This window comes from Permianibacter fluminis (assembly GCF_013179735.1).
GTDB classification, from domain to species: Bacteria; Pseudomonadota; Gammaproteobacteria; order Enterobacterales; family Permianibacteraceae; genus Permianibacter; species Permianibacter fluminis.
In genome coordinates, this window is the sequence record NZ_JABMEG010000001.1 from 1,982,715 (window position 1) to 1,998,230 (window position 15,516).

The 15,516-nt window shown below is 59.3% G+C and carries 9 protein-coding genes; 7 read left to right on the plus strand and 2 right to left on the minus strand.

The features are described 5' to 3' along the window. Positions 1-113: 113 nt before the first annotated feature. The 5 genes from rlmD to HPT27_RS08540 all read left to right on the plus strand — a co-directional run bounded on the left by rlmD (position 114) and on the right by HPT27_RS08540 (position 8,022). Positions 114-1,442, plus strand: coding sequence for a 23S rRNA (uracil(1939)-C(5))-methyltransferase RlmD (rlmD, locus tag HPT27_RS08520; protein ID WP_172241725.1), 1,329 nt, complete (start codon positions 114-116; stop codon positions 1,440-1,442). Between the two features lie 388 nt (positions 1,443-1,830). After that, a complete protein-coding gene (locus tag HPT27_RS08525; RefSeq protein ID WP_211197904.1) occupies positions 1,831-2,178 on the plus strand; it encodes a DUF2185 domain-containing protein in 348 nt (115 codons plus the stop codon). Positions 2,179-2,544: 366 nt separating this feature from the next. Beyond that, positions 2,545-4,767: a GTP diphosphokinase gene (gene relA / locus HPT27_RS08530; RefSeq protein WP_172241728.1), complete on the plus strand. Its 2,223-nt coding sequence runs from the start codon at positions 2,545-2,547 to the stop codon at positions 4,765-4,767. A 17-nt stretch (positions 4,768-4,784) separates the two neighbouring features. Beyond that, positions 4,785-5,648 carry a nucleoside triphosphate pyrophosphohydrolase gene (gene mazG, locus HPT27_RS08535; protein ID WP_172241731.1) on the plus strand — a complete coding sequence of 288 codons (864 nt, stop codon included), beginning with the start codon at positions 4,785-4,787 and terminating at the stop codon, positions 5,646-5,648. 232 nt (positions 5,649-5,880) lie between these two features. Continuing rightward, a complete protein-coding gene (locus HPT27_RS08540; RefSeq protein WP_172241734.1) occupies positions 5,881-8,022 on the plus strand; it encodes a methyl-accepting chemotaxis protein in 2,142 nt (713 codons plus the stop codon). Positions 8,023-8,175: 153 nt separating this feature from the next. On the opposite strand, the gene HPT27_RS08545 is transcribed toward HPT27_RS08540, so the two are convergent. Next, positions 8,176-11,067 carry a TonB-dependent receptor domain-containing protein gene (locus HPT27_RS08545; RefSeq protein WP_172241737.1) on the minus strand — a complete coding sequence of 964 codons (2,892 nt, stop codon included), beginning with the start codon at positions 11,065-11,067 and terminating at the stop codon, positions 8,176-8,178. Between the two features lie 107 nt (positions 11,068-11,174). Here HPT27_RS08545 and HPT27_RS08550 point away from each other — a divergent pair, with 107 nt between their 5' ends. Continuing rightward, a complete protein-coding gene (locus HPT27_RS08550; protein ID WP_172241740.1) occupies positions 11,175-11,330 on the plus strand; it encodes a hypothetical protein in 156 nt (51 codons plus the stop codon). A 72-nt stretch (positions 11,331-11,402) separates the two neighbouring features. Here HPT27_RS08550 and HPT27_RS08555 read toward each other — a convergent pair whose 3' ends face one another. Further along, the gene (locus HPT27_RS08555; RefSeq protein ID WP_172241743.1) at positions 11,403-14,216 is read right to left on the minus strand and encodes a TonB-dependent receptor plug domain-containing protein; all 2,814 of its coding nucleotides are present in this window, start codon (positions 14,214-14,216) and stop codon (positions 11,403-11,405) included. Positions 14,217-15,131: 915 nt separating this feature from the next. On the opposite strand from HPT27_RS08555, the gene HPT27_RS08560 reads away from it, so the two are divergent. Beyond that, positions 15,132-15,506, plus strand: coding sequence for a winged helix-turn-helix domain-containing protein (locus HPT27_RS08560; RefSeq protein WP_172241746.1), 375 nt, complete (start codon positions 15,132-15,134; stop codon positions 15,504-15,506). Positions 15,507-15,516 lie beyond the last annotated feature (10 nt).

The window sequence follows — 15,516 nt, forward strand, 5'->3', positions numbered from 1 at the left end:
CCTGTGGGAGAGGGGCAGGGGAGAGGATGCCGTCGACGTTGCACTCGCTGCCGGCCTCCACTCCCCAAACCTTTTTAAAAACCCTTTGCACCAATCAATCAAGCAGAAGATAGATGATCAAGAAACGCAAACCCTTGCCCACTGAAACCCCGACCGTGGTGATAGAAAACCTCGCCCACGATGGCCGTGGTGTCACCCATCTCGATGGCAAAACCATTTTCATCGATAACTCGCTGCCCGGCGAAACGGTGCAATTCCAGTACACCGCCCGGCACGGCAAATTCGATGAAGGTCTTGCCATCAAAATCGAGCAGCCGTCGGCTGATCGGGTCGAGCCGCGCTGCCCGCATGCCATCGTCTGCGGTGGCTGCTCGTCGCAGCACATCAGCAGCGATGCCCAGATCCGGGACAAGGAACGAGTGCTGTTTGAACAGCTGGCGCATTTTGGCAATGTCACTGTCGAGGAGCGCCTGCCGGCGCTGACCAGCGAGGTCTGGGGTTACCGGCGCAAGGCCCGGCTCGGGGTCAAATACGTCGAAAAAAAAGGCGGCGCGCTGGTCGGCTTCCGGGAAAAGCGCTCCAGCTTTCTCGCTGCGATCAATGAATGCCATGTCCTGCACCCGAAAGTCGGCACGCTGATTCCGGTGCTGCGCGAGCTGATCTCGCAACTCGATTGCCGCAGCGCACTGCCGCAAATCGAAGTCGCCGTCGGTGATGATCGCGCCTCGCTCGGTATTCGCCATCTGCAGCCGCTCAGCGACAGCGACAGCGCCGCGCTGATGGCCTTCGCCCAGACCTATGACCTCGATCTCTACCTGCAGTCCGGTGGCCCGGACACGGTCCGCAAAGTCTGGCCGGCAGATGGTCATGACCGCTTGTCATACCGCTTGCCCGATTTTGGTGTTGAACTGCAGTTTCACCCGACCGACTTCACTCAAGTCAACGCCGGTATCAACCGCCGGATGGTGAAGCTGGCGATCGATCTGCTCGATGTCCAGCCGCATGAGCGAGTGCTGGATCTGTTCTGCGGCCTCGGCAACTTCACCCTGCCGCTGGCGACCAAAGCGCGCGAAGTGGTCGGCGTCGAAGGCGAAGCGAGCATGGTCAAACGCGGCATCGAAAACGCCGCCCACAACAGCTTGACCAATGTCAGTTTTTACGGGGCCGACTTGGCCAAGAATCTGCCGGCCCAGCCTTGGGTCGGCGAAGGCTTCGACAAGATTCTGATCGATCCACCGCGCTCTGGCGCGCTGGAAGTGGTCCGTGAACTGGCCCGCTTCAAAGCCAAACGCGTGGTGTACGTTTCATGCAATCCGGCAACGCTGGCGCGTGATGCCGGTGAGTTGACCAAGCTCGGTTACAAGCTGGCCAAAGCCGGTGTGATGGATATGTTTCCGCATACGACGCATGTCGAGTCGATAGCGGTGTTTGATTTGGTTTGATTGTTCCCTCCCCTGTAAGGGGGAGGGCTAGGGTGGGGGTGTTGCCGGGAAATCCTCTCTAGCTGTTTCGACAGCAGAATAGTCGGCAGGTTTGCCGGTTCGCGCACCGGCGGGCGCCTAACTTTCTTTGCTCGTGCAAAGAAAGTGAGCAAAGAAACACGCCCCAGACGCGCCAGTAGTGGTTGGGTTGCTTCGGTGAGTCCGCCCGCTGTTCACGTGCCATTGGCTACGGGCACGCACTGATGCGGCTTCCTGCCTTATCAGTGCTGCGCCGGCTATCCGTGCCGGCGCACCCGGCCACTGTCACGTGCCCAGCGGCTGGCGCGATTGGGGCCCCGGTTCTAGCTTGCTTTGTTACTTCGTTCGAGCGGAATTGCAGATAAAAATAATGAAAAAATACAAGCTAACTAAAGATCTCATACGCCCTATTGTCCAAGGTTATGGTGCTTGCTTTGCTTCAGACATGATTACCGTCGATGGACACCCTGTTCGTTTCATGTATAGGGAGTCTCCCGATAACAGACTCGATAGCGGTTGGCGTTTCATGTCAGGATTTGAATCTGATGAGTACGTAGATAATCCCGACAACATTGAAATTTATGATGTCAATACAATTGCCAACTATGATCAGAGCATAATTAGCCTTCTTGATTCTCCTATAGGCTGTGCTTTTGAAAAGAGCGAAGGAAGCGACCAGTTTCAACCAGTAAGCGATTGGAATGTGGAGAATAGGTAGATTTAGTTTTTTGACTCTCGCCCGTTCGACGAGCCGAGCAGCGGAGAGGTCTGGTGGAGTTGTCGGCGAGGACTGTCTGAGCGCGTAGCGCGAGTTCCGCAGCCGCCACCAGACCTTGAGCAGCGCAGGGAACCGTGCGTAGCACGGCTCGGAGCCGGGCATGTTTCTTTGGTAACTTTCTTTGCGTCAAAGAAAGTTACTCGCCCGCCGGGGCGAGACCCGGCACTCTCGGCCCTCGAATTGTCGGTCGGTTTTCGAACGCGAGCGTAAGACGATCCACAGCAGCCGTTCATCCTTCGACAAGCTCAGGACGAACGGAAGCATGCCGCGTCTCGCTATGAAAACCGAATAACGGAAAGCCAATAAATGGTCAAAGTCCGCGAAGAATTCCCCCTCACCCCCGATGGCGCCATCGATCTGAGCTCATGGCTCAACCGAATCAACGTTCAGCGCGAACCCGAGCAAATGAAGCAGCTCGAAACCGCGCTGGATCTGGTGATCGAGCAGCATTGGGATTGCCTGACCGAGCTCGGCATTTCCTGTTTCGAGCAGGGCTTGGCGATGGCGGAAATTCTCGCCGGGCTGAATTTGGATACCCAGACGCTGACCGCGGCGCTGATCTATCCGAGCCTGCAAGCCGGCGATCTGAAACTGGAAACGGTCGAGGACAAGCTTGGCAAGGAAGTGGCCAAGCTGGCGCGCGGGGCGTTGCGGATGGATGCCATCCGCAGCCTGCAGGCCAGCAAACAAGGCAACAAGCTGTCGGCATCGCAGGGCGACAATCTGCGCAAAATGCTGATTGCAATGGTCGATGACACCCGCATCGTGCTGATTAAACTGGCCGAGCGGATTTATCTGCTGCGTGCGGTCAAGGAAAAGGACGAGAGCACTCAGCGCCGCATCGCCGAAGAAACCCGCGAGGTGTTTGCGCCGCTGGCCAACCGGTTGGGCATTGGCCAGCTGAAGTGGGAATTGGAAGATCTGGCGTTCCGCTATTTGCAGCCACAGCAGTACAAGGGCATTGCCGGGCAGTTGCACGAGAAACGGCTGGCGCGCGAGCAATACATTCGCGACGTCATCAAGCGGATTGAAAGCGAGCTGGAAAAGTCCGGCATCAAGGGCGAGGTCAGCGGTCGGGTCAAACATATCTATTCCATCTGGCGCAAGATGGAGCGCAAGGGCGTCGGCTTCGACGAGATTTATGACGTCCGCGCCGTACGGGTGTTGGTGCCGGAAATTCGCGATTGCTATGCCACTCTCGGTATCGTGCATTCGCTCTGGCAACACATTCCGAAAGAGTTCGACGATTACATTGCCACGCCGAAAGAGAACGGCTATCGCTCGCTGCACACGGCGGTGATTGGTCCGGAAGGCAAGGCGCTGGAGGTGCAGATCCGTACCTTCCAGATGCATCAGGAGTCGGAGCTTGGTGTCGCCGCGCACTGGCGTTACAAGGAAGGGGCGGCGGCTGGTGCCGACGCCGGGCACGAAGGCAAGATCGCCTGGCTGCGGCAATTGGTCGAGTGGCAGGAAGAAGTCGCCGATTCGAATGCGCTGCTGGAAGAGTTTCGTCACGAAGTCGTCGAGGATCGGGTGTATGTGTTCACCCCGGATGGCAGCATTGTCGATTTGCCGGCGGGCTCAACGCCGATCGATTTTGCCTATCATGTGCACACCTCGGTCGGCCATCGCTGTCGCGGCGCCAAGGTCAACGGCCGCATTGTTCCGCTGACTTATGTGCTGCAAACCGGCGAGCAAGTGCAGATCCTGACCGCGAAGGAGGGCGTGCCGTCGCGCGACTGGCTCAATCCGCATCTGGGCTATGTCCATTCACAGCGGGCACGGCTGAAAATCCAGACCTATTTCCGCCAGCAGAATCGCGAGCAGAATATTGCCGAAGGTCGCGAGTTGCTGGACAAGGAGCTGGCGCGACACGGCCTGTCGAAAGCCGAGCTGTTGCCGCTGGCCGAGCGGTTCAATTTGCACAGCGTCGAGGATTTGTACGGCAATATCGGTGCTGGCGAAATTGGGGTGGTGCAGGCGATCAATTCGCTGCTGGCGCTGCATATGCCGCAGGCCGAACCAAGCACCGAAATCAAGCCGGTGGTGCGGGCGCCGAGCGAGCGGGAGGCCAGCGGTGCAATTTCAGTGCAGGGAATCGGCAATCTGATGACCCATTCGGCCGGCTGCTGCCGGCCGGTGCCCGGTGACGCCATTCTCGGTTACATCACTCAAGGCCGCGGCATTGCCATTCACCGGGCCGATTGTGCTCACATGCTGCGCGCGCGTGAGGATCGACAGGAGCGGGTGGTCGATGTCCAGTGGCAGAGCGATGCCTCGGCGCTGTATCAGGTGGATTTGGCGATTGAGGCCACCGATCGGCAAGGCTTGCTGCGCGATGTGACGTCGCTGGTCGCCAACGAAAAAATCAACGTGGTCGGCCTGACCACCCACGTCAACAAACGCACCGGCATCACCAGCATTGGTCTGGAAGTGGAAGTGCGCGATGCCGATGCGCTCGGTCGACTGGTGTCACAGATTGCCAAGCTGCCGAGCGTGCTGTCGGTGCGCCGACGCAATGATGGCTGAGCAAGAGCGATTGCGCGATGACTGAAGAAAGCAAAACAAAGACCGCCGAAGCGGCGCTAAGCCAGCTGCTGCAACTGATGGCGACGCTGCGTGATCCCGATAAGGGCTGTCCCTGGGATCGTGAGCAGACCTTTGCCACCATCGCGCCTTACACGCTGGAAGAAGCCTACGAAGTGGCTGACGCGATTGCCCGCGAAGATTTCACCGAGCTGAAAGGCGAGCTCGGCGATCTGTTGTTCCAGGTGGTGTTCTATTGCCAGATGGCCAGCGAGCAGGGGCGGTTTGGTTTTGCTGACGTGGCGCAGGCCATGTCGGACAAATTGCTGCGCCGGCATCCACATGTGTTCGCCGACGGGCAATACGTTTCCCATGCTGAGCTGCATCGGCAATGGGAGCAGCGCAAGGCCGAAGAACGCGCCAGCAAACAGACCGGTTCCGGCACCGAGCCAAGCCTGCTCGATGATGTGCCCTTGGCGCTGCCGGCCTTGGCGCGGTCACAGAAAATCCAGAAGCGGGCCGCCAGCGCCGGCTTCGATTGGCCGGACGCCGATGCCGTGGTCAGCAAGCTGCATGAAGAATTGGACGAATTGGCGGCGGCCCGGGCCGCCGGCGACGCTGACGCGATGGAAGACGAATTTGGCGATCTGCTGTTCACCTGCGTCAATCTGTCGCGGCATCTGCAGCTGAACAGTGAAGCGGCGCTGCGCCGGGCGACCGACAAGTTCAGTCGCCGGTTTCGATTGGTCGAACAATTGGCGCGTCAACAAGGCGAGGCTGTCGCCGATTTGGGGCCAGACCGCTTGGAACAGCTCTGGCAGCAAGCCAAGTTGCAGGTCGATTTGCAGGGCAGTCCGCAGACCAAGTTATCGACCAAGCCATAAATTCAGCCGCAGACCGGGCTGTGGGTTTCAAACCCGCAAGACCGCTGTCACCGCTGCCGTCCGTGGCGCTCATGGCGTTCGCGCCAATCTTTTGTCGATGGCCTTTGTGCCAACTCGGCTGTTGCTGCTGTAGCTGATGCCGTTGCAGCCGCTTTCGCTCAAGTCTGCCCGCCAGCCGCCGATACGCCCACTACACTTATGGTTATTGGCAGCGTGACGCGAGGCAGTGGCAATGCAGTTCCGATCGATAGAAAAGAAGTTGCTGGTGCTCAACGGCATCGGCTTGTTGGCGGCGTTGCTGGTGATGCTGCTGGCCGGGCTCTGGGCCTCCGGCAAAGCGCAGGATCTGGTCCGCGACCGCACCAGCGAGCTGAGCCAGTCGGCGGCGCGTCAGCAACTGAGCCTGGCGGCTGACAAGTCCGGACACGACATGATCCGCCAGTTGGAAGATGCCTACCATTTTTCGCGCGCGGTCGGCGTGGCGGCTGCCTCGATTGGTGACGATGTGCGCGGCAATCTGATCAGCCCGGCCGCCGGCCGTGAACAGATCATGAAACTGACCGAGCAATTGCAACGGGCCATGCCGAAGGCGCTGGGCGTGTGGCTGGTGTTTGAGCCAAATGGTTTCGATGGCCGCGACAGCCAGTTCGGCGGGCGAGCAGAATTGGCCAGCAATGAAGCCGGCCGGGTGTCGATTTACTGGGCCTACAACCAGGCTGGCGAGATCGTGCCGGAGGCGATGACGGAAGAAGATCTGAACGACACCGCGCTCGGCGACAACGGCCTGCCCGGTAATCTCTGGGTAACTTGCGCACTCAAGGAAAAAACCGGCTGCTTCGTTGAACCTTATGTCGATGATGTCGATGGTGTGCCGACGCTGATGAGCTCGGCAACCGTGCCGATTCTGCGCGCCGGCAAAGCGGTTGGCGTTGCCGGCATCGATTACTCGCTGGTGGCGTTGAAAGAGATGGCAAACAGTGCCAACAGCGCCATGTATGGCGGCGCCGGCCGGACCATGCTGTTGTCGAGCATTGGTGTGGTCGTGGCCGACAGCGGCAATGCCGACAACATCGGCAAGAAACTCAGCGCACTCAGCGAGCCCTGGGCGGGTGGCGCGCAATCACGCTTGAGCCAGAGCCAGATCGATGTCCGCTTCAACGACGGTGATGATGTCGAGGCCATGATTCCGTTACCGCTGGCCGACGGCCACAGCCAGTGGCAGATGCTGATCCGGGTACCGACGCCGGTGGTGATGGCGGAAGCGGAAAAACTCAATGCCGAACTGAACAGCGCCAATGATTCGGCGACCGTGATCCAATTGGTGATTGCGCTGGCGGTGGCGGCCGTGGCGCTGTTCCTGGTCGCGATGACGGCGCGGGCATTGGCGCGGCCAATCAAGGGCGTCACCGAGACACTGCAGGAAATCGCCAAAGGCGGTGGCGATCTGACCCGGCGCCTGCCGGTCGCCAGTGAAGACGAGATTGGTCAGCTGGCGTCGGCATTCAATGAGTTTTTGACCCGGCTGCAGAATATGATGAAGGCCATTGCCGAGTGTTCGGCCGAGGTCAATCAGGCGGCGGCAATGACGGCGCAGCTGTCGGAGAAAACCTCGCAGGAAATCGCCGCCCAGCAAACCGATATCGACATGGTGGCAACTGCGGTCACGGAAATGTCGAGTGCCATTCAGGAAGTTGCCGGCGGCGCCAATCAGGCCGCTACGGCGGCTGACTCGGCCAGCAACGAATCGCGCGGCGGTCAGAAAGAAGTCAACAGCACCGTTGGCGCGATCCAGGCATTGGCAACCGATGTCCAGTCAGCGGCACAGGTGATCCGGCAATTGGCCGATGACAGCGCGCAAATCGGCAATATTCTCGATGTCATTCGCGGAATCGCCGAGCAAACCAATCTGCTGGCGCTCAATGCCGCCATCGAAGCGGCGCGCGCCGGCGAGCAGGGGCGCGGTTTTGCCGTGGTCGCCGACGAAGTGCGTAATCTGGCCCAGCGCACGCACACCTCCACTCAGGAAATCCAGAACATGATTGGTGCGATTCAGGCCAGCACCGAGCGCGCTGTTGCGGCGATGACCACCAGCCGGGGTCGCGCTGAAGACGCCGTGAGTCAGGCCGACCGGGCCGGCCTGTCGCTGCAAACCATCACCACCGCCATCACCACGATCAGCGACATGAACACGCAGATTGCCACCGCGGTGGAAGAGCAGACCATGGTTACCGAAGAGCTGACCCGTAACATCACCTCGATTCGCGATGTTGCGGAAATGCTGGCGCGCGGCGCCCACGATAACGCCGGCACTGGCAGCCAACTGAAATCACTGGCGGATCGCCTGCAGCAGTTGGTGGGACAGTTCCGGCTGTAGGCGCAGCATTGGGGCATGGTCGGTGCGTTGGCGGCAGCATCAGGATCAGCAACTGCGACTGCAGGCCAACGCATTGAAGAGAAATGACAGCAGAAAAAAGGGGCCACCGCAGTGGCCCCTTTTTCCTTCACGGACTGAACAGCGGATTCCGACTCAGAACGTGGTGGTTGCCCGCAGGTACAGGAAGCGGCCTTTGTTATCGTAGGTGCGGAAATCGGTATCACCTTCGAAGCCGGTGTACAGCCGCGGTGGTTGCTTGTCGGTCAGGTTTTCGACGCCGAGACTGAACCGGGTTGCCAGCGCTGAGGCCGCCCACGACACTTGCAGGTCGTGATAGAGATAAGCCGGCACCACCCGGTCAGACGGATCGGCGTTCGGGCAATCGGTGGCCCAATCGGCTGGTGCGGTATTGCTCAGGCATTCGTCGGCCTGAACGCCGCTTTCACGAACCGAATGGATGTAGCGCATGGTCCAGCTGGCGTCCCAGTCACCCAGGCTCCAATCCAGCGTTGCCAAGGCCCGCACCCGACCAAAATGGCCATCACCGCCGCGCGACTGGTCCACGAACAAGCCGGCATTTTCGACCAGCGATTCGGCGACACCTGCTACCGCTTCCTTGTCGTACTTGATGAAATAGGTCGCATCCAGATTGAACTTGAATCGACCGAACGCGGTTTCATCGAACAGGTAGCGGATATTCCAGTCGATACCTTCGACATCGAGCGCGCCGACGTTGGAGGTTGGATCATCGATCTGGGAATTGCCTTCCGACCAGCTGCCGAACGCATCGCGATGGATACGATCGCAATACAGACCGCGGCTGAAGCACAGATCCAGAATATTCTGGGTACCGACCGTGGAAATGGTGTCCTCCAACTCGACATGGAACCAGTCGATAGTGGTCGACAGATTGCTCAGAAAGCTCGGCTGATACAGCATGCCGAACGTCAGCATGGTGCCGGTTTCCGGGCTCAGATCCGCGTTGCCGGATTGAATGGCGGTCAGCTGATCAAACGGGCTGTTGTAATTGCCGTTGCGCGGCACGCCAACGCAGGCCTCGGCTGCATGCGGGTTGGCATCGACAATGGCCTGCGTCAGTCCGGTGCAGGGGTCGGTAAACTCGGCTGCGCTTTCCAGTCGGCCGGTGTAGAGGTCGGTCATGGTTGGCGAGCGGAACACTTCGGCCCAGGTGCTGCGAATTTTCAAATCCGCCCAGGGCTTGTACAGCAAACTGACTTTGCTGTTGGTGGTGCGACCAAAGGTTGAATAATCCGAGGCCCGGCTGCCGATGTTCAATTCGAGCAGTTCGGCGCCCGGCACATTCGCCAGCAGCGGCACATTCAATTCGAAATACAGTTCGCTGATGTCGTACTCACCGAAGATCGGATCGTTTTCGATGCCATCGACGGTACGCTGCACCGCCAGGAAATCCGGATCAAAATCGTAATCGGTCCAGCGCCACTGGTAACCGGCGGCCAGCGCCAGCAGGCCAGCGGGCAGCTCGATCAGATCGCCGGTGATGGTCGCTTCGGCAACTTGCTGGTGCTGGGCCAGCACATCATGGGTATGCGGCTGAATTTGCGTCAGCAACTGCGCCACGGCCGGATCACTCGGGTCGAGGTTGTACAGATTGACCGGCGTGCAATTGGCAATCGGATTGCCGACCGTACCGCAACTGTAACTGCCATCGCCATTCTGGAAGGCGGGCCCAAGCGCATTCAACAATGGGGTCGAATAGACAAAGCCGCGGTTGGTGGTCAGCTGCTTTTGTTCCGACCAGCTGTAATAGACATCCCAATCCCAGCTGCCGATGCTGCCGCGCAAACCATTGGTCATTTCGATGTTGCTGGTTTCCACTTCGGTGATGCGCGGACCGGTCAGCTCCATCCGGATGCCGTTGTCCAGATCGAGCGTGACGCCGAATGGGTTGAACGGATTGCTGGCGTCGATGACCAGACCGTTCTGCGGTGCCGGCGCAATCTGGGCATGTGCTTCGACATCGACATAGCTGGCATAGCCGTAATATTCGATGTCGTGCGGCAGGTTGTACGTGCCCTGGACAAAGAAGTGTTTGCGCTCCTGCGGTGTCAGCACCAGATTGGTGGTCTGGTAGTTGTAACTGTCGTTGCCGGCGCCATCAAAAATGAAACAGCGGTAATCGCTGCCGGCGGTGCCCTGGCTACCATGATTGGTGGTCAGGTAGACCGCGTCGTTGACGTCATCGCCATCCAGATCCAGCAGGGTGCAGGCTGGCGAACTCAGGTCGGCGCCGGCGGCCGTGGCAGCATCGATCGGCACCAGTGTGCGGCCCCACGGCGGCGTCGGGCTGCCGGTTTCATAAACAGCTCCATCATAGAGCTGGCGATCGACGCGGCTGAAATCGCGATCGGCGGCCGAGATCGCGCCCTGCTTGGTGTAGTTCATGCCAAACACCAGATTGCCGCTGTCGGAGTTGACGCCGTTGATCACTTCAACCTGATTGCGATGGCCGTCGTCCTCGCTGGTGCGACCATAGGTGGCAGTGACTTCAACACCGGTGAAATTCTTGCGGGTGATCACGTTGACGACGCCGGCAATGGCATCAGAACCGTAAATAGCCGACGCACCATCCTTCAGCACTTCAATGCGATCAACCAGCGCCAGCGGAATCGAGTTGATGTCCTGGGTCAGCATCCGCCGGCCATTGAGCAGCAGCAGGGTGCGGTCTTCGCCTAGTCCGCGCAGCGACACTTTGGAAGCGCCATCGCCACCGCCATTGTTGACCTGCGGATTGGTTGCAGCGCCGGAGACGGTCGGCATTTCCTGCAGCAGTTCGCCTATGGTGCCGACCCCGGATTTTTCGATGCCGCTGCGGTCGATTGTGTAGACCGGGTTGACGCCTTCGACGTCGACCCGCTTGATGCGTGAACCGGTAATCTCGACCCGTTCAGCGCTGCCGTCATCGGCCGCGTCGGCGGCATAGGCGCTCGGTATGGCCAGCGCCAGTGCCGTCATGGCAAAGAGTGACCAGCGCGTGCTGGCCGTTGTTGCAGTGAGGTCGCTCATGTTTTTTTCTCCTGTCTATTACACGTCATGCGCCGGGGCGAGCGGTAACTGGCCCGTTCGTGCAATGAAACACAGCGGCAATGGCGAGACGATGGAGCTGGCATGGAATGGCCATCACCAAACGATGGAATGTGAATATGTTGGAAAAAAGTTCCGGCAAATCACCGGCAAAATGTCGCAGCGATGACGAGTTGGCTTGCGCGGCACTTGGCATAGGGATGAAACGACAAGAGCGCCATCAGGCGCTCTTGTCGTTTCGTTGATGTTATGTCCAGTTGATATGGTTTCCCGCTTAACAGCGGATGTCCGAATTACCCCGGACATCCGCTCACCACTCAGAAGCTGTGGCTGTATTCCAGGAACAGCTCACGACCAACCGCGTTGTACTGGCCGGCATAGAAATACGGCCAGGCGTTCTGGGTCTTGTCCACCTGTGCTTCGGTATTGAGCAGGTTGTTGACAATCAGGCTGAGCCGGTCGCCGTCGGTAACTTGCCAGGCAGTCGACAGGTTATAGATTGTCCACGGGTCCAGTCGATCATTCGAGGCGTAGTTGGCGATCGAACCGACCCGGCTGGCGAACAGCGTGGTGGCCCAATCTCCAAGCGTCCAGGTCACGGAACCGCGCAAGCGACTGCGTGCTTCACCGTTCAGGAACTTGTTGTCGCGATAGTCCTTGTCGATCGGATCTTCCTTATATTGTTGCAGCTGGGTTTCAAGCACATGGGTCCAGTTCAGGCTGAAGGCAAAATCGCCGAAGCCGGTTTCGCGCCAGTCATAAGTCAGCTGAGCGTCCAGACCTTTTTGCCGTTGCAGGCCGGTGTTGATGGGATCTTGCCGTACCTGCTGCACTTGTTCGGCAATGGGTGAGCCATCGTCAGGCCAACGCTCGATGCGCGCGAAAGCGTCCAGGCATTCCGCCGAGCCGGCATCGACCGGATTGCCACCGCGATCGGTCCCGATGCGGCACGCCGCTTCCACCGCGAGCAGATTGGGCAGACTCAAGTCATTGACGATGCCGGTCAGTTCGATGTCGTAGTAATCGAGGGTAAAGGACAGATCGTCCGTAATGTCCCAGGCCATGCCTACGGTGTACGAGGTGCCTTCTTCCTCCTCCAGTTCCGGATTGCCGGCGCGGGTGCCGAACACCGTGTAGGTTTCGCCGCATTCACCGAGCGGCGTATCCGGTTCGTTCTGCCGGCACAGATATTCGTCGATGATGCTGGTGTAGAAGCCGCTCTCATCGCTGAACACATAGTGCATGTCGGGCGCCCGGAAGCTGGTGGCATATTTTGCCCGTAGCAACAAGTTGTCGAGTGGCCGGTATTCGAGACCAAGCCCGTAGGTGATCGCGTCATCAACCGCGGTGATGTCATCGTATTTGTCGTAGCGCGCTGACGGGGTCAGCCGCAATTGCTCGGTCAGCGGTACGCTGAGTTCCACACCAACTGCCATCCGGTCACGTTCGCCACCGCCACCGGTGCCGGTCAAACCCCACCAGCCCTCGCCTTCGGTGTTGAATGTGCGGTTGTCGAGTTTGATGTCATACGACTGAGTGCCCCATTCGACCACGCTGGCGAACTGGACTGCGCCGGCGTCCAGCTCGAACAGATCGCCACTGAGGCTGGCGCTGATCGTGGTGGAGTCGGAGTCGGCGTCGTTGGTGGCGATACCCATCAGCGAATTCATCTGCTCGCGACTCAGCGGGTTGTAGAACCGATCGAGATCGAGCGTGAAGATCGGGAAGCCAGAAATCTCCCCTTGTTGATCGCCAAGGAAATAGCTGTTGATGGCTTCTTCCTTGAACCGGTGTTCGCGGCTGGCGAAATCGGCGGCGTTGTGGCTGATGGCCAGATCCAGATCGTAGCTGCCGGCCAAGGTGGTACGGAATCCAACTGCCAGATCAAAGGCTTCTTCGGTGAAATTCTGGGTTTGCTCGCCAGTTTCGCTCGGCTGGAAGACCCGTTGTACCGTGATCAGATCATCGAACGCCGGGTCGTAGTAATAACCGCCGTTGACGCTGCCCCACCAGAGCCGGAAATTGCTGTGCTTCGATTCGCTCTTCCACAGATAGCTGCTGGCGTAAAACTCGCTGTCGGTGCCGACCGGCACCACCAGACTGCCGTAAAGCGTGTGCCACTCGCGATCACCGCGTAGCGATTCGTCACCGGCGCCGTCGCGGCCGCAATAGAAACCGCGACCGGGGCGGAACGCATATTCCATGTCATGAAAGCGGTCGCAGACCGCTTCGGTCGGATCAATGTATTCGACCAGCGTGCCGCTCAGAATCAGCAACTCGCGATCGAGAATGGCCGGGCCGGTCAGCGTTGGGTTGTCGCTGCGACTGTCGGTGTAGGAGCGGTCCTTGCCGAAAATCGGTTCCCGTTTCATGTACTCGTACGCGAAGGTCAGGTTGGCATCACCAAAATTGTGGCCGCCGACCAGCTGCAGCTTGCGCGACTCGCCACCGCCTTCCGTGGTGTCGCCAAGCCGCACGGTGGCGGTCAGACCGTCGTAGTCCTTGCGGGTAATGATGTTGACGACGCCAGCGACCGCATCCGAACCGTAAATCGACGAAGCACCACCGGACAGGATCTCGATCCGATCCACCATCGCCGCCGGGATTTGGGCCAGGTTGAAGAAATTGCTCTGGCCGTTATAGGGCTGCGGATAGTCAGCGACCCGACGGCCATTGAGCAAATAAAGGGTCAGGCCCGGACCAAAACCGCGCAGGTTCAGCGTTTCGGCATTGGGCGTGAACGAGTTGGCGTATTGCTCGCCCTGCACGGCGCCGGTTGCCTGCGACAGCGAGCGCAGTGCGTCGAACACCGTGTTGAAACCTTCCTTGTTCATGTCGTCGGCGCTGATGGTAATGACGGGACTCGGCCCTTCCAGCTCGCTGCGTTTGATGCGCGAGCCGGTGACTTCGATCCGTTCTTCCTTGTCATCAGTACTGGTGCTGGCGCTGTCGGCGGCGATGCTGACCGTCGAATTCAAGCCAGTGAAAGCGAGCAGCGCGGCGTGCACGCCGATCACGGTGGCGGAAAGTCGGGTGCTTGCGGTGCCAGTTGTCGATGATGCGACCAGAGCCGAATCTGGCGCAGCGGGGGTGAATGCCGCACGGCGGCGCTTCCATTTGCTGAGGGGCATTGGCTTTCTCCTGTTGTGATTGTTGTCGTGGCACAACGAGTCGGCAAAAAAACGATGCCGTGATCCCTGCCACGATCCCTCTCAACTTCACATTCGCGTTTCACAGGAGCAATGGAAGCGCATTCCAATGGCGATGTAATTTGCATTGTCCGAAATTGTGTCGGAGCTGTAAGCGAGTGTTTTTCGGCAGCGGCGTGCGGGCGATGTAAATAATGCACAGCATCCACCGCGCCGCCTGTGCGGATGTGGCGGTGCTGATCTGGCGTTACGCGTGCGGTGCTCGGTGCAGTGGGAAAGTCAGGCAGAAAAATGAGCGGGAATGGCCTGAGAAAAGAAGGATGGCGGAGTAGAACGGGACAAATCAGGTCGTGTCCTCACCCAGGGAGCCAGCGCGAGCCAATTGCTCCCGGGCTGGAAAATAAGGCAATTTCACGCGGCAATCGCCGCAACGGCTGACGATTGCGTTTGCTGCATCTCCGCCATCCGACCTGCAGCAGAAACCACCAAGGCCAGGGGAAACCTTGGTCACGCAGGTCATGCCGATGCAGAGGCAATATTACCGATCGGCACCGCGCAAAAGTGCCACATTCGCGTCCCGGTTTCGATGTAATTTCATTCTCGTCGGCATGCATTGAGATAACAGTTGTTTCTCAGCGCTGTTGCGATTTGCAAAACTTTTTTCCGGGAGATGTCGTCGTGTTTGTCAGAATGGAAACTGCACCTGTGGCAACAACCCATGCTGTCTTGGCGCCTCATGCAGTAGCGGCGCCTCATGCAGTACCTGCGCATCATGCTGTAGCTGCGTCGCCAGCCAACGATGCCCGTCGCAAAGACCTCGCCACGAACGGTTCGCTGCCGGCGAGCCCGCTTGGTAGCAGACCGGCGCGCGAGGGTGCAGTTCACCAGGAAAAGGGGATGCTGATCATGCGACTCGAAAGCCGATGCTGGATGCTGGGGGAATGCCTGATCGATGAAGGCCGGCAGCGGATTGATCGCAGTGGTCTTTCGCAGCCGGTCCGGTTGAAGCTGTTGGCCGTGCTGGTCTGCCTGATTGAGCGCTACCCGAGCCCGGTGTCGCCGGATGAGTTGCTGGCCGAAGTCTGGGGCCAGTACGAAACGGTGGGCCGGCAGGGCGTCGCCAATGCGGTCTGGGCGCTGCGCCGGCTGCTTGGCGACGATACCGGCGTGCCGCAATTTATCGAGACCATCCCCCGGCGCGGCTACCGTCTGCTGAGGCCAGCCCAGCCGCTGGAGCGGCAATGGCCCCAGATTGAGAAAGTAACTGCCTGACAATTCAAAA

Coding starts and splice junctions, on each gene's coding strand:
- mazG (WP_172241731.1), top strand. CDS start 4,785: ATGACTGAAGAAAGCAAAACAAAGACCGCCGAAGCGGCGCTAAGCCAG.
- relA (WP_172241728.1), top strand. CDS start 2,545: ATGGTCAAAGTCCGCGAAGAATTCCCCCTCACCCCCGATGGCGCCATC.
- HPT27_RS08555 (WP_172241743.1), bottom strand. CDS start 14,216: ATGCCCCTCAGCAAATGGAAGCGCCGCCGTGCGGCATTCACCCCCGCT.
- rlmD (WP_172241725.1), top strand. CDS start 114: ATGATCAAGAAACGCAAACCCTTGCCCACTGAAACCCCGACCGTGGTG.
- HPT27_RS08545 (WP_172241737.1), bottom strand. CDS start 11,067: ATGAGCGACCTCACTGCAACAACGGCCAGCACGCGCTGGTCACTCTTT.
- HPT27_RS08525 (WP_211197904.1), top strand. CDS start 1,831: ATGAAAAAATACAAGCTAACTAAAGATCTCATACGCCCTATTGTCCAA.
- HPT27_RS08560 (WP_172241746.1), top strand. CDS start 15,132: ATGCTGATCATGCGACTCGAAAGCCGATGCTGGATGCTGGGGGAATGC.
- HPT27_RS08540 (WP_172241734.1), top strand. CDS start 5,881: ATGCAGTTCCGATCGATAGAAAAGAAGTTGCTGGTGCTCAACGGCATC.
- HPT27_RS08550 (WP_172241740.1), top strand. CDS start 11,175: ATGGCCATCACCAAACGATGGAATGTGAATATGTTGGAAAAAAGTTCC.